Here is a 14,209-nt window from a genome sequence, read left to right as displayed (position 1 = left end):
GGCTGACACACGCCGACCTTCCCCCGGAAAAGTCATACTTTTAAGTTTGAACGCGTCAGACCAACCGACCGCTCGGATCGAGGATTTCTTGAAGATGAGCACGCAGACACCGGACAGCTTCGAATGGACCGAACTCGACCGGCGTGCCGTCGACACCGCCCGTCTGCTGGCGGCGGATGCCGTGCAGAAGGTGGGCAACGGCCACCCCGGCACCGCGATGAGCCTGGCCCCGGCGGCGTACACCCTGTTTCAGAAGGTGATGCGTCATGACCCGGCCGATCCGGAGTGGGCGGGCCGCGACCGCTTCGTGCTGTCCCCCGGTCACACCTCGCTGACCCTCTACACCCAGCTCCATCTCGCCGGGTACGAGCTGGAGATGGACGATCTCAAGGCGTTCCGCACCCACGGCTCGAAGACGCCAGGTCACCCCGAGTACGGGCACACCGCCGGCGTGGAGACCACCACGGGCCCGCTCGGCCAGGGGGTCGCCAACGCCGTCGGCATGGCGATGGCCGCCCGTTACGAGCGCGGCCTGTTCGACCCGGACGCCCCCGAGAGCACCTCCCCCTTCGACCACACCGTCTGGGCGATCGTCTCCGACGGCGACCTGCAGGAGGGCGTCTCGGCGGAGGCCTCCTCGCTGGCCGGACACCAAAAGCTCGGCAACCTCGTCCTCCTCTACGACGACAACCACATCTCCATCGAGGGCGACACCGCCACGGCGTTCTCCGAGGACGTGCTGAAGCGGTACGAGGCGTACGGCTGGCACACCCAGCGGATCGAGCCGGCCCGCAACGGCGACATCGACGTGCCGGAGCTGTACGCGGCGCTCAGGGCCGCGCAGGCGGAGACCGGGCGCCCCTCCATCATCGCGATGCGCACGATCATCGCCTGGCCGGCCCCGAACGCGCAGAACACCGAGGCCGCACACGGCTCGGCGCTCGGCGCCGACGAGGTGGCCGCGACCAAGCGGGTCCTCGGCTTCGACCCGGAGAAGACCTTCGCGGTCGCGGACGACGTCCTGGCCCACACCCGCCGGGCCCTCGACCGGGGCGCACAGGAGCACGCCGCCTGGGACAAGCGGATCGCCGAGTGGCGCGAGGCCCGGCCGGAGCGCGCCGAGCTGTTCGACCGGGTCGTCGCGGGCCGGCTGCCGGAGGGCTGGGAGGACGCCGTGCCGGTGTTCGAACCCGGCAGGTCCGTCGCGACCCGCGCCGCCTCGGGCAAGGTCCTGCAGGCCCTCGGACCGGTGCTCCCCGAGCTGTGGGGCGGCTCCGCCGACCTCGCCGGGTCGAACAACACCACCATCGACAAGGCGAGCTCCTTCCTGCCCGAGGGCAACCCGCTGCCGGAGGCCAGCCCGTACGGCCGCACGGTCCACTTCGGCATCCGCGAGTTCTCGATGGCCGCGGAGATGAACGGCATCGCCCTGCACGGCAACACCCGCGTCTACGGCGGCACCTTCCTGGTGTTCTCCGACTACATGCGCAACGCCGTCCGGATGTCCGCGCTGATGCAACTGCCAGTGACGTACGTGTGGACGCACGACTCCATCGGCCTCGGCGAGGACGGCCCCACGCACCAGCCGGTCGAGCACCTGGCCTCGCTGCGCGCCATCCCCGGACTGAACGTCGTACGTCCGGCCGACGCCAACGAGACCGCCGTCGCCTGGACGGAGATCCTGCGCCGGCACTCCACCCACCCGGCCCCGCACGGCCTGGCGCTGACCCGGCAGGGCGTGCCGGCGTACGCGCCGAACCCGGACGCGGCGCGGGGCGGCTACGTCCTCGAGGAGTCCTCCACCGGGACGCCGGACGTCGTCCTGATCGCCACCGGCTCCGAGGTGCAGCTCGCGGTGGCCGCCCGTGAGCTGCTGGAAGCCGAGGGGACCGGTACCCGGGTGGTGTCGATGCCGTCCGTGGAGTGGTTCGAGGAGCAGCCGCGCGAGTACCGGGACCGGGTGCTGCCGCCCCAGGTGCGGGCACGCGTCGCCGTGGAGGCGGGCATCGGCCTGACGTGGTACCGCTTCGTGGGGGACGCCGGACGCATCGTCTCCCTCGAACACTTCGGCGCCTCCGCCGACGCCGGGACCCTGTTCGCCGAGTTCGGCTTCACCGCCGAGAACGTCGCCGCCAAGGCCCGGGAATCTCTCGCGGCCGCCCGCGGTTGATCCCAACGCACGAAGGAAGATGATCACAGTGACCGAAGCGACCGCGACCGCGGGAGCACTTGAACGCCTCGCCGACGAGGGCGTCTCGATCTGGCTGGACGACCTGTCCCGGCAGCGGATCGCGTCCGGCAGCCTCGCCCGGCTCGTCGAGGCCGGGACCGTCGTCGGCGTCACCACCAACCCGTCGATCTTCCAGGCCGCCATCGGCACCGGCGCGGGCTACGAGGAGCAGCTCGCGGACCTGGCCGTGCGGGGCGTCACGGTCGACGAGGCGGTGCGCATGCTGACGACCGCCGACGTGCGGGCCGCCGCCGACATCCTGCATCCTGTATACGAGAGGACGGACGGCCGCGACGGCCGCGTCTCCATCGAGGTCGACCCGCGACTGGCCCACGACACGGCGGCCACCGTCGCCGAGGCCCGCCAGCTGGCCTGGCTCGTCGACCGCCCGAACGTCATGATCAAGATCCCGGCGACCCGGGCGGGTCTGCCCGCCATCACCGAGGTGGTCGGCCAGGGCATCAGCGTCAACGTCACGCTGATCTTCTCCCTGGAGCGCTACCGCGAGGTGATGGACGCCTACCTGGCCGGTCTGGAGAAGGCCCGCGCGAAGGGCCTGGACCTGTCCGCCGTCCACTCGGTGGCGTCGTTCTTCGTCTCCCGCGTCGACACCGAGGTCGACAAGCGGCTGACGGTCCTCGGCACCGACGAGGCCCTCGCGCTCAAGGGCCGGGCCGCGCTGGCCAACGCGCGGCTGGCCTACGAGGCCTACCAGGAGGTCTTCGCCGGCGAGCGCTGGCTCGCCCTGGCCGGGGAAGGGGCGAACAAGCAGCGTCCGCTGTGGGCGTCCACCGGTGTGAAGGATCCCGCATACAAGGAGACGCTGTATGTGGACGATCTGGTAGCGCCCGGCACGGTCAACACCATGCCGGAGGCCACCTTGAACGCGGTCGCCGACCATGGAGCCGTCACCGGCGACACGGTCACCGGCGGGTACCCGCAGGCACGCGCCGACCTCGCGGCCGTCGAGCGGCTCGGGATCTCCTACCAGGAGGTCGTCGGGCAGCTCGAGGACGAGGGCGTCGCCAAGTTCGGGGCGGCCTGGCAGGACCTGCTGGACGCGGTCACGAAGTCCTTGGACAGCAAGGGAGTTGACGCGTGATGACAACGAATGAAGACCAGGGCACGGCACCGGAGCCGGTGCGGGTGCCCGTCGTCCCGGCGGCCGACTGGGCCAATCCCCTGCGTGACGCGCGCGACCGCCGCCTGCCCCGCATCGCCGGCCCGTCGGGCCTGGTCATCTTCGGCGTGACCGGTGACCTGTCCCGCAAGAAGCTGATGCCGGCCGTCTACGACCTGGCCAACCGGGGTCTGCTGCCGCCGGGCTTCTCCCTGGTGGGTTTCGCCCGCCGCGACTGGGAGGACCAGGACTTCGCGCAGGTGGTGCACGACGCCGTCCGTGAGCACGCCCGCACCCCCTTCCGCGAGGAGGTCTGGCAGCAGCTCTCCGAGGGCATGCGGTTCATCCCGGGCGACTTCGACGACGACACCGCGTTCAAACAGCTGCGGCAAGCCGTCGAGGAGCTGGACGCCTCCCGGGGCACCGGCGGCAACTTCGCCTTCTACCTCTCCGTGCCGCCGAAGTTCTTCCCCAAGGTCGTGCGGCAGCTGAAGAAGCACGGCCTGGCCAGCCCCCCGCAGGGCGCCTGGCGGCGCGCGGTCATCGAAAAGCCGTTCGGGCGCGATCTGACGAGCGCCCGTGAGCTGAACGCGCTCGTGCACGACGTGTTCGATCCGGACCAGGTGTTCCGGATCGACCACTACCTCGGCAAGGAGACCGTCCAGAACATCCTGGCGCTGCGCTTCGCCAACCAGATGTACGAGCCGATCTGGAACCGGTCGTACGTGGACCACGTGCAGATCACCATGGCCGAGGACATAGGCATCGGCGGCCGGGCGGGCTACTACGACGGCATCGGCGCGGCCCGTGACGTCATCCAGAACCACCTGCTGCAGCTGATGGCGCTGACCGCGATGGAGGAGCCCATCGCCTTCGACGCCGAGGCGCTGCTGACCGAGAAGCTGAAGGTGCTCAAGTCGGTGCGGCTGCCGAAGGACCTGGGCGCGAGCACCGTCCGCGGGCAGTACGCGCAGGGCTGGCAGGGCGGCGCGAAGGTGCCCGGATACCTCCAGGAGGAGGGCATCGACCCGCGGTCCAAGACCGACACCTACGCGGCGGTCAAGCTGGAGGTCGACAACCGCCGCTGGGCGGGCGTCCCCTTCTACCTGCGCACCGGCAAGCGGCTGGGCCGCCGGGTCACCGAGATCGCGGTGGTGTTCAAGCGGGCCCCGCACTCCCCGTTCGACTCCACGGCCACCGAGGAGCTCGGGCAGAACGCCGTCGTCATCCGCGTCCAGCCGGACGAGGGCATGACCGTCCGGTTCGGCTCCAAGGTGCCCGGCACCTCGATGGAGATCCGGGACGTGTCGATGGACTTCGCGTACGGCGAGTCGTTCACCGAGTCCAGTCCGGAGGCGTACGAGCGGCTCATCCTGGACGTGCTGCTGGGCGACGCCAACCTGTTCCCCCGTCACCAGGAAGTGGAAGAGTCCTGGAAGATCCTCGACCCCGTCGAGGAGTACTGGGCGGCGCACGGCAGGCCGGCCCAGTACCCGGCGGGCACCTGGGGCCCGGAGGAAGCAGACGAGATGCTCGCACGAGACGGACGGAGCTGGCGCAGGCCATGAAGATCGACCTGACCGACACCACGGCAAGCAAGATCAACAAGGCGTTGGTGCAGGGCCGCCGCGCCATCGGAACCCCTGCTGTGGGCATGGTCCTGACGATGGTGATCGTCACGGACGAGGAGAACGCCTACGACGCGATCAAGGCCGCCGAGGAGGCCTCGCACGAGCACCCCTCGCGCACCCTGGTCGTCATCAAGCGGCACGCCCGCACCCCGCGCGAGCGCACGCGCTCCCGGCTGGACGCCGAGGTCCGGGTCGGGTCCGAGGCCGGCACCGGCGAGACGGTCGTGCTGCGCACCTACGGCGAGGTGTCCCAGCACGCCGACTCGGTCGTCCTGCCGCTGCTGCTGCCGGACGCGCCGGTGGTCGTGTGGTGGCCGGTGGAGGCGCCGGAGAACCCCGCGAAGGACCCGCTGGGCGCGCTCGCGCAGCGCAGGATCACCGACCTGTACGCCGTGGAGAACCCCCTGAAGGTCCTCCAGGACCGCATGCGCTCCTACGCGCCCGGCGACACCGACCTCGCCTGGACCCGGCTCACCCCCTGGCGGTCGATGCTGGCCGCCGCCCTGGACCAGGCCCGCACCGAGGTGACCTCCGCGGCCGTGGAGGCCGAGGCCGACAACCCGGCCGCCGAACTGCTCGCCCGCTGGCTCGAGGCGCGGCTGAAGGTGAGCGTCGACCGGGTCGTCACCGCCGGGCCGGTGGTCACGGCCGTCCGGCTGGGCACCCGCAACGGCGAGATCGTCATCGACCGTCCCGAGGGCCCGCTGGCCACGCTGACCCTCCCGGGCCAGCCGCCGCGCACCCTCGCGCTGAAGGTGCGGTCCATGTCCGAGCTCATCGCCGAGGAACTGCGCCGCCTCGACGCCGACGAGATGTACGCCATCGCCCTGCGCGGCGACGGCGCCAAGGAGATCCCCGCCCATGTCTGACGTCCCGAACCTCACCCGGCGGCCCGAGTGGGCGGCCCTGCAGGACCACCGCGCCGACGCGTGGCCGCACCCGAGCCTGAGGGAGCTGTTCGCCGCGGACCCCGCGCGCGCCGAGCGGTACGTCGTCACCGTCGGCGACCTGCGCATCGACTACTCCAAGCACCTGGTCACCGACGAGACCCTCGCGCTGCTGCAGGAACTGGCCACCGCCACCGACGTGTCCGGCCTGCGGGACGCGATGTTCCGCGGCGAGCGGATCAACGTCACCGAGAACCGGGCCGTGCTGCACACCGCGCTGCGCGCCCCGCGCGGCGCGGCGGTCGAGGCCGGCGGGGAGAACGTCGTCCCCGAGGTGCACGCCGTGCTGGACAAGATGGCCGCGTTCGCCGAGCGGGTCCGCTCCGGTGAATGGACCGGCCACACGGGCCGGCGGATCCGCACCGTCGTCAACATCGGCATCGGCGGCTCCGACCTGGGCCCGGCGATGGCGTACGAGGCTCTGCGGCCGTACGCGGCGAGGGAGTTGACGTTCCGGTTCGTGTCGAACGTGGACGGCGCGGACCTGCACGAGGCGACCCGTGACCTGGATCCGGCCGAGACGCTGTTCATCGTGGCGTCGAAGACCTTCACCACGATCGAGACGATCACGAACGCCACCTCGGCCCGATCCTGGCTGCTGAAGGCCTTCGGCGGGGACGAGAAGGCGGTCGCCCGGCACTTCGTCGCCCTGTCGACGAACGCCGAGAAGGTCGGCGAGTTCGGCATCGACCCGGACAACATGTTCGCGTTCTGGGACTGGGTAGGCGGCCGCTACTCGTACGACTCGGCCATCGGTCTGTCCCTGATGATCGCCATCGGCCCGGACCGCTTCCGTCAGATGCTGGACGGTTTCCGGATCGTCGACGAGCACTTCCGCACCGCGCCCGCCGAGGCCAACGCGCCGCTCATCCTGGGCCTGCTGGGCATCTGGTACAACAACTTCTTCGACGCCCAGTCGCACGCGGTGCTGCCCTACAGCCAGTACCTGTCGAAGTTCACCGCCTATCTGCAGCAGCTGGACATGGAGTCCAACGGCAAGTCGGTGGACCGCCAGGGCCGCCCGGTCGAGTGGCAGACCGGTCCCGTGGTGTGGGGGACGCCGGGCACCAACGGGCAGCACGCCTACTACCAGCTCATCCACCAGGGTACGAAGCTGGTGCCGGCCGACTTCGTCGGCTTCGCCCGGCCGGTGGCCGAGCTGAGCGGGGAACTGGCCGCCCAGCACGACCTGCTGATGGCCAACTTCTTCGCCCAGACCCAGGCCCTCGCCTTCGGCAAGACCGCCGAGGAGGTCCGCGCCGAGGGCGTGCCCGAGGAGCAGGTGCCGCACCGCACCTTCCGGGGCAACCACCCCACCACGACGATCCTCGCCACCGAGCTGACCCCTTCGGTCCTCGGCCAGCTCGTCGCGCTCTACGAGCACAAGGTGTTCGTGCAGGGCGCGGTGTGGAACATCGACTCCTTCGACCAGTGGGGCGTGGAACTGGGCAAGGTCCTCGCCAAGCGCGTCGAACCCGCCCTCACCGAGGGCGCGGACGTGCCCGGCCTGGACCCGTCCACCCGCGCCCTGGTGGCCGCGTACCGCTCGCTCAAGAACGCCTAGAAAGAAGTGAAGCTGACATGACAGCCATGCAGTTGGGTCTCATCGGCCTCGGCAAGATGGGCGGCAACATGCGCGAGCGGATCCGCCGCGCGGGCCACACCGTCATAGGCTACGACCGCAACCCCGAGCTCTCCGACGTCAAGGACCTCGCCGAGCTGGTCGAGAAGCTCGACGCCCCCCGGACCGTCTGGGTGATGGTCCCGGCCGGCCGCGCCACCCAGTCCGTCATCGACGAGCTGGCGGAGCTGCTGTCCGAGGGCGACACGGTCGTCGACGGCGGCAACTCCCGCTGGACCGACGACGAGAAGCACGCCGCGCAACTCGGCGTCAAGGGCATCGGCTTCGTCGACGCCGGCGTCTCCGGCGGCGTGTGGGGCCTGGAGAACGGCTACGCCCTGATGGTCGGCGGCGACAAGGAGCACGTCCGGCGCCTGGAGCCGGTCTTCGAGGCGCTCAAGCCGGAGGGCCCGTACGGCTACGTCCACGCGGGCAGGGTCGGCGCCGGGCACTTCTCCAAGATGGTCCACAACGGCATCGAGTACGCCATGATGCAGGCCTACGCCGAGGGCTGGGAACTCCTGGAGAAGGTCAAGTCGGTGGACAACGTCCGCGAGGTGTTCCGCTCCTGGCAGGAGGGCACCGTCATCCGCTCCTGGCTGCTCGATCTCGCGGTCAACGCCCTCGACGACGACGAGCACCTCGAGAAGCTGCGCGGCTACGCGGAGGACTCCGGCGAGGGCCGCTGGACCGTCGAGGCCGCCATCGACAACGCGGTGCCGCTGCCCGCGATCACCGCCTCCCTCTTCGCGCGGTTCGCCTCCCGCCAGGAGGACTCCCCGCAGATGAAGATGGTCGCCGCGCTGCGCAACCAGTTCGGCGGGCACGCCGTCGAGTCGGCGAAGGACTGACCGGCCGTGGGGGACCTCCTGCTGGTCCGCCACGGTGAGACGGAGTGGAGCCGGTCGGGACAGCACACCAGCTGGACCGACCTGCCCCTCACCCAGCACGGCGAGGAGCAGGCCAAGTCGCTCGCTCCACTCCTCACCGGCCGGACCTGCGCACTGACGCTCACCAGCCCGCTCGGCCGCGCGGTCCGCACCGCGGAACTCGCGGGCCTCCACGGGGCCGTTCCGGACCCGGACCTGCGCGAATGGGACTACGGTGGCTACGAGGGCATCACCACCGCCGACATCCACCGCACCCGCCCCCACTGGGACCTGTGGACGGACGGCGTGCCGCCCGGCCCCGAGGGGCACCCCGGCGAGTCACCCACCGAGGCCGGCCGGCGCGCCGACCGGGTGCTGTCCCGCCTGGCGGCGGCCCTGTCCGGCGACGGGGGCGACGTGGTCCTCGTCGCCCACGGCCACTTCCTGCGCGTCCTGACCGCCCGCCGGCTGGGTCTGCCGCCCGCCGACGGCCGCCTCTTCCAGCTGGCCACCGGCACCCTCAGCCGCCTGTCGACGGAACACGGCCGGCCGGTGATCGCGGAGTGGAACACCAGACCCTAGCGCCGGGCGTGCTGCGCCGCGAGGCGTACCGGCGCGTTCGGGGCGCCGTAGCCGTGGTAGCCGGGGTCGCGCTGGACCAGTTCGAAGAAGACCCGGCCGACGGTGGCGGTGTAGCAGTGCCGGAAGGCGCCGCCCGCGTCCCGGTCGTAGAGGATGCCGAGCTCGCGGTACGTCCGCAGCTCCGCTTCGTCGAGGCCGTACCGGGCGGCCAGGTCGTCGTAGTAGTTGGCGGGGATGGTCAGCAGACGGCCGCCGGCCGCGCGGAAGCGGCGGGCGGCCGTCACCACGTCGTCGGTGGCCAGGGCGATGTGCTGGGCGTGCGCGCCGTCCTCGGTGGGGGCCGCGCCCACGGTGAGGGCGATACGGACACTGCCGTCGGCGTTGGTGACGGCGCGGCTGCGCAGCAGGCCGTAGGGATCGGCGACGTCGACGCTCTCCCGGGCGTCCAGGCCGAGCACGCCGCGGTGGAAGAGAGCGGCCTCGTCGAAGTGGTGCCAGGGCTGGGTGAGGGCCAGGTGGTCGATGCGGGTGACGCCGGTGGCCCGGCCGGCCGGCGCGGTGTGCGGCACGTCCGCGAAGTCGGCCCGCCAGTCGGGCAGTGGGGGACGGTTCGTGGCGCAGAAGAACAGTTCCGTGCCGTCGGGGGCCGCCACCGCCTCGAGCGGGGCGTCCCCGGGAGCGCGGCGGCGGGGCAGCACCGGGGCCAGGAGAGCCTCGGCGCGCCGGGCGGCGCCCGCCGGATCGGGTGACTCCAGGCCGACCGCGGCGAGGGCAGTGCCGTCCCGCCGGCCGGCCGCGCCGGTGTTCACCAGGATCCGGGCCCGCCCCTGTTCCCACAGGTCCACCGGCTTGCCGCGGTGCCGGGCCGTACGGGCGAAGCCCAGCGCGTCCAGGACCGCCTCGACCGGTTCGGCGTCCGGGGTGAGCAGTTCGGTGAAGGCGACGCCCGTCGGCACCACCGGCGCGGGCGGCCGCGCCACCCCGGCCGCCTCCTGCAGCATCCGCAGCGAACGCTGGGCGTCCACGGCCGTCGGGCCCGCCTCGGCCTGCCGGAAGACGTCGTTGAACACCTCCAGCGACAGCGGACCGTCGTAGCCGGTGCGCAGCACGTGCCCGAGCAGCCCGGCGACGTCGAAGCCGCCCTGCCCGGGGAAGCAGCGGTGGTGGCGGCTCCACTGGAGCACGTCCATGGCGAGCCGGGGGGCGTCCGCGAGCTGCAGGAAGAAGATCTTCTCGCCGGGGATGTCCTCGATGCCCTTGGGATCGCTGCCCCGGGAGAGGATGTGGAAGCTGTCCAGGCAGGTGCCCAGGGACGGGTGACCGGCCGCCTCGACGATCCGCCAGGCGTGGTCGTAGGTGTTCACGTGCCGGCCCCAGGCGAGCGCCTCGTAGGCGACGCGGATGCCGAAGTCCTGCGCCAGGTGGGCGAGTTCGCTCAGCTGTGCGGCAGCCAGCGCGTCGTCGTCACCGGCGGCCGGGGAGACGCTGGAGCACACCAGGACGGTGTCCGCGCCCAGCCTGCGCATCAGCTCGAACTTGTGCCGGGCACGGCGCAGGTTGCGGGCGAACTCGTCGGCGGGCACGGCCTCGATGTCGCGCATCGGCTGGTACAGGTCGATGCTCAGGCCGAGGTCGGCGCAGCGGGCGCGGATCTCCTCGGGGGTGAGGGGGCTGGCGAGCAGGTCGTTCTCGAAGATCTCCACCCCGTCGAAGCCCGCTCGCGAGGCGGCGGTGAGTTTCTCGGTGAGGGATCCGCTGAGGGAGACGGTGGCGATGGACGTACGCACGTCGGTACCTCTCTCTACCGGTCTCTGCCGGTCTTTGCCGGTCTTTGCCGGTCTCTGCCGGTCTCTGCCGGTGTCTACCGGGGGCTGGCGACGGCGCCCGCCAGTTCGGCGAAGTCGTCGAGCATCCGGGCGCTGTCGGGTTCCCGCCCCGTGAACAGCCGGAACGCGTCCGCCGCCTGGAAGACCGCCATGCCGCCGCCGTCGAGGACGGCGCAGCCCGCCGCCCGGGCCGTGTGCAGCAGTTCGGTGCGCAGCGGGCGGTAGACGACCTCGGCGACCCACAGGCCGGGGTGCAGCAGCTCCGCCGGGAAGGGCAGGCCGGGGTGGGCGGCCATGCCGGTGGGGGTGGCGTGGACGATGCCGTCGGCCCGCGCCAGCAGGCCGGGCAGTTCCCCGGGGGCCGCGGCGGTCGCCCGGCCCGCGCCGAAGTGCCCGTTCAGGGCGGCGGCGAGCGCGGTGGCCCGTTCCGGCAGCGCGTCGACGACGGTGACCAGTCCCGCCCCCAGGGTGAGCGTGGCGTGCGCGACGGCCGCGCCCGCGCCGCCCGCGCCGAGCTGCACCACCCGCTCCAGCGGCGCGTCCGGCAGACCGCGTGCGAAGGACGCCGCGAAACCGGTGACGTCCGTGTTGTGGCCCGTGGCCCTGCCGTCCGCCCCGAACACGACGGTGTTCACCGCGCCGAGCGCCTCGGCCTGCGGGCTGAGCGCGTCGAGGTGCTCCAGGACGAGCTGCTTGCACGGGTGGGTGATGTTCAGTCCGTCGAAGCCCAGGTCGCGGGCGGCCCGGACGAGGTCGCCCACCGCCTCGGGGCCGACGCCGAGCGTGTCGATGTCGATGAGCCGGTAGACGTAGCGCAGCCCCTGCCGGTCGGCCTCCCGCTCGTGCAGGGCCGGGCTGAGCGAGGGGCCGATGCCCGCACCGACGAGCCCGACGAGATACGAGTCCCTGGCCACGCAGACCTCCTGAGCTGTCCAATGTACGAACCAGTACGTTAGCTATATCAGGTCGACAGGCCCCCGGGAAGGCCCGGCGGAGCGCACCCCGGTGCCGAAAGAGCCGGTGCGGAACATCCCGCGGGCGATCCGGGCGGCTGCTTCTACAATCACGGGCACTGGCCCTACCGTCCGAAGGAATCCGATGACCACCGTCGACGAACCGGCACGCGACCACGGGCGCATCCGCGACGCCGCCCGCACCAGGGCCGAGATCCTCGACGTGGCCACCCAGGAGTTCGCCCGGGCCGGCTACGACGGCGCCCGCGTCGACGAGATCGCCGCCCGCACCCGCACCACCAAGCGGATGATCTACTACTACTTCGGCGGCAAGGAACAGCTCTTCACGGCCGTCCTGGAGCGGGCATACGGCGTGATCCGCGACGCCGAGCAGGAACTCGACGTCGAACACCTGGACCCGGTCGCGGCCATCCGGCGCCTGGCCGAACTCACCTTCGACCACCACGAGCGGCATCCCGACTTCATCCGCCTGGTCAGCATCGAGAACATCCACGGCGCCGAGCACATCGCCGCCTCCGAGAAGCTCGGGAAGATCGGTTCGCCCGCCCTCGACGTGATCCGCCGCATCCTCGCCTCCGGCCAGGAGTCCGGCCTGTTCACGGCCGACGTCGACGCGATCGACCTGCACGCGATGATCAGCTCGTTCTGCTTCTTCCGGGTGGCCAACCGGCACACCTTCGGCGCCCTGTTCGGGCGGGACCTGGTGGACCCCGCGCAGCGTGAGCACTACCGCGCCATGCTCGGCGACATGGTGATCGCCTACCTGACGGCGGAGCGCGCGGCCGGCTGAGCCCGCACTGCCGCACCCCTTGACACCCGGGAAACGGCGACGCAACATCCCTACCCACCGAGACTAACTACCCAGTGGGTTAATTAGCCGCGATCCGGCACCTTCACGTCCCCACCGTCCCCACCGTCCCCACCGGTTCTCTTCCCCGCTCACTCCGCCTACGGTGGAGTCCCCCCGAAGGAGCACGCCGTGTCCGTCCCCGCCGAAGCCGCCGGGCAACCGAAGAAGGCGGCCGCTGCCGCCTGGATCGGCAGCGCCCTGGAGTACTACGACTTCTTCCTCTACGGCAGCGCGGCCGCGCTGATCTTCCCGAAGGTGTTCTTCGACGCCTCCGACCCCGCCACCGCGACCCTGCTGTCGCTGGCCACCTTCGGCGTCGCCTACGCCGCCCGCCCCGTCGGCGCGCTCTTCCTCGGGCACGTCGGCGACCGGCTGGGCCGCAGGACGATCATGGTGTTCACGCTGATCCTGATGGGTCTGTCGACGTTCCTCATCGGCTGTCTGCCCACCCGCGACCAGGTCGGCTCCCTCGCTCCGGTGCTGCTGGTGCTGTGCCGGGTCCTGCAGGGCATCTCGGCGGCGGGAGAGCAGGCCAGCGCGAGCTCCATGAGCCTGGAACACGCGCCGGAACGCCGGCGCGGCTTCTTCACCAGCTTCACCCTCAGCGGCACCCAGGGCGGTCAGCTGATCGCCACCCTCGTATTCCTCCTCGTCGCCCAACTGCCCGACGACCAGTTGCTGTCCTGGGGCTGGCGGGTGCCGTTCTGGCTGAGCGCCGCCGTCGCCGTCGCCGGCTACCTGATCCGGCGCCGGCTCGAGGAGACCCCGGCCTTCACCCGGGAGGCGGCGACCGCGGGCGTCGTACGGCTGCCGCTGCTGGTGCTGATGCGCGAACACTGGCGGGACGTGCTGCGGGTGATCGCCGGCGCCCTCATCGCCTCGGTGAGCACGATCTTCACGGTGTGGTCGCTGGCCTACGCCACCAGCGACTCGGTCGGCATGTCCCGGTCCTCGATGCTGTGGGTGGGGGCTCTCGCCAACCTGGTCGCCCTGGCCGCGATCCCGCTGTGGGCGACCCTCTCCGACCGGATCGGCCGCCGCCCCGTGTTCCTGGCCGGCGCGGCCGGCAGCGCGGTGACGATGTTCCTGTACCTGTGGGCGATCTCGGCCGGCTCCTACCCGCTGACCCTGGTGACCGGCATCCTCGCCTTCGGCGTGGTCTACAGCGCCGCCAACGGCGTGTGGCCCGCCTTCTACGGGGAGATGTTCTCCACCCGGGTCCGGCTGTCCGGCATGGCGATCGGCACGCAGATCGGCTTCGCGATCGCCGGCTTCGCGGTCACCTTCGCCGCACAGGTCGCGGGCCCCGGCGGCGACGACTGGTCGGCGGTCGCCCTGTTCACCGCAGCGCTGTGCGTTCCGCCGGTGATCGCCGCCCTCTCGGCCCGGGAGACCCACCGGGTTCCGACGCCGGCGCTGGGCGAGCGGGCGGGGCAGGAGGCCTCGCACCCGGAGACGGTGTCGGCCTGACCCACCACCCCTCCCCCGGCTCCCTCCCCGCGCGACTCCGTGCTCGTCGACAGCGCCTTCGCCGAGGAGATCATCCGCACCGGCGAGGC

The 14,209-nt window shown here is 71.7% G+C and carries 10 protein-coding genes and 1 pseudogene; 9 read left to right on the top strand and 2 right to left on the bottom strand.

Going from position 1 to position 14,209, the window contains the following annotated elements:
• The first annotated feature begins 94 nt into the window (after positions 1-94).
• The 7 genes and pseudogenes from tkt (at position 95) to ABZX30_RS23360 (ending at position 9,000) form a co-directional block, all read left to right on the top strand.
• Entirely contained in the window at positions 95-2,170 is a 2,076-nt protein-coding gene (tkt, locus tag ABZX30_RS23390) for a transketolase (RefSeq protein ID WP_355936403.1), read from the top strand.
• A gap of 19 nt (positions 2,171-2,189) precedes the next feature.
• On the top strand, positions 2,190-3,332 hold the full coding sequence (tal, locus tag ABZX30_RS23385) for a transaldolase (RefSeq protein ID WP_355936401.1): 1,143 nt from the start codon (positions 2,190-2,192) through the stop codon (positions 3,330-3,332).
• Complete coding sequence (zwf, locus tag ABZX30_RS23380; RefSeq protein ID WP_355936398.1) at positions 3,332-4,918, top strand: glucose-6-phosphate dehydrogenase; 1,587 nt, start codon at positions 3,332-3,334, stop codon at positions 4,916-4,918. Before tal ends, zwf begins: the two co-directional genes overlap by 1 nt.
• A complete protein-coding gene (gene opcA / locus ABZX30_RS23375; protein WP_355936396.1) occupies positions 4,915-5,850 on the top strand; it encodes a glucose-6-phosphate dehydrogenase assembly protein OpcA in 936 nt (311 codons plus the stop codon). The genes zwf and opcA overlap by 4 nt, the downstream gene beginning before the upstream one ends.
• A pseudogene (gene pgi, locus ABZX30_RS23370) lies at positions 5,843-7,468 on the top strand (glucose-6-phosphate isomerase); the annotation flags it as partial. The gene opcA and the pseudogene pgi, both read left to right, overlap by 8 nt.
• Positions 7,360-8,400, top strand: a complete 1,041-nt coding sequence (gnd, locus tag ABZX30_RS23365; protein WP_355936393.1) for a phosphogluconate dehydrogenase (NAD(+)-dependent, decarboxylating) — start codon at positions 7,360-7,362, stop codon at positions 8,398-8,400. The pseudogene pgi and the gene gnd, both read left to right, overlap by 109 nt.
• Before the next feature lie 6 nt (positions 8,401-8,406).
• Positions 8,407-9,000, top strand: coding sequence for a histidine phosphatase family protein (locus tag ABZX30_RS23360; protein ID WP_355936390.1), 594 nt, complete (start codon positions 8,407-8,409; stop codon positions 8,998-9,000).
• Here ABZX30_RS23360 and ABZX30_RS23355 read toward each other — a convergent pair.
• Positions 8,997-10,787 (bottom strand): TIM barrel protein, encoded by a 1,791-nt coding sequence (locus tag ABZX30_RS23355; protein ID WP_355936387.1) that lies wholly within the window; start codon positions 10,785-10,787, stop codon positions 8,997-8,999. The genes ABZX30_RS23360 and ABZX30_RS23355 overlap by 4 nt on opposite strands.
• Positions 10,788-10,861: 74 nt before the next feature.
• Complete coding sequence (locus ABZX30_RS23350; protein WP_355936385.1) at positions 10,862-11,740, bottom strand: shikimate dehydrogenase; 879 nt, start codon at positions 11,738-11,740, stop codon at positions 10,862-10,864.
• Between the two features lie 184 nt (positions 11,741-11,924).
• Between ABZX30_RS23350 and ABZX30_RS23345 the strand changes: the two genes are divergently transcribed.
• On the top strand, positions 11,925-12,590 hold the full coding sequence (locus ABZX30_RS23345) for a TetR/AcrR family transcriptional regulator (protein WP_355936382.1): 666 nt from the start codon (positions 11,925-11,927) through the stop codon (positions 12,588-12,590).
• Positions 12,591-12,779: 189 nt separating this feature from the next.
• A complete protein-coding gene (locus tag ABZX30_RS23340) occupies positions 12,780-14,120 on the top strand; it encodes an MFS transporter (protein WP_355936379.1) in 1,341 nt (446 codons plus the stop codon).
• Positions 14,121-14,209 lie beyond the last annotated feature (89 nt).

It is taken from the genome of Streptomyces sp. NPDC004542 (genome assembly GCF_040610035.1).
Taxonomy (GTDB): Bacteria; Actinomycetota; Actinomycetes; order Streptomycetales; family Streptomycetaceae; genus Streptomyces.
The sequence above is the reverse complement of the archived record's forward strand: the minus strand, read 5'-3'. Positions and strand labels throughout refer to the sequence as shown.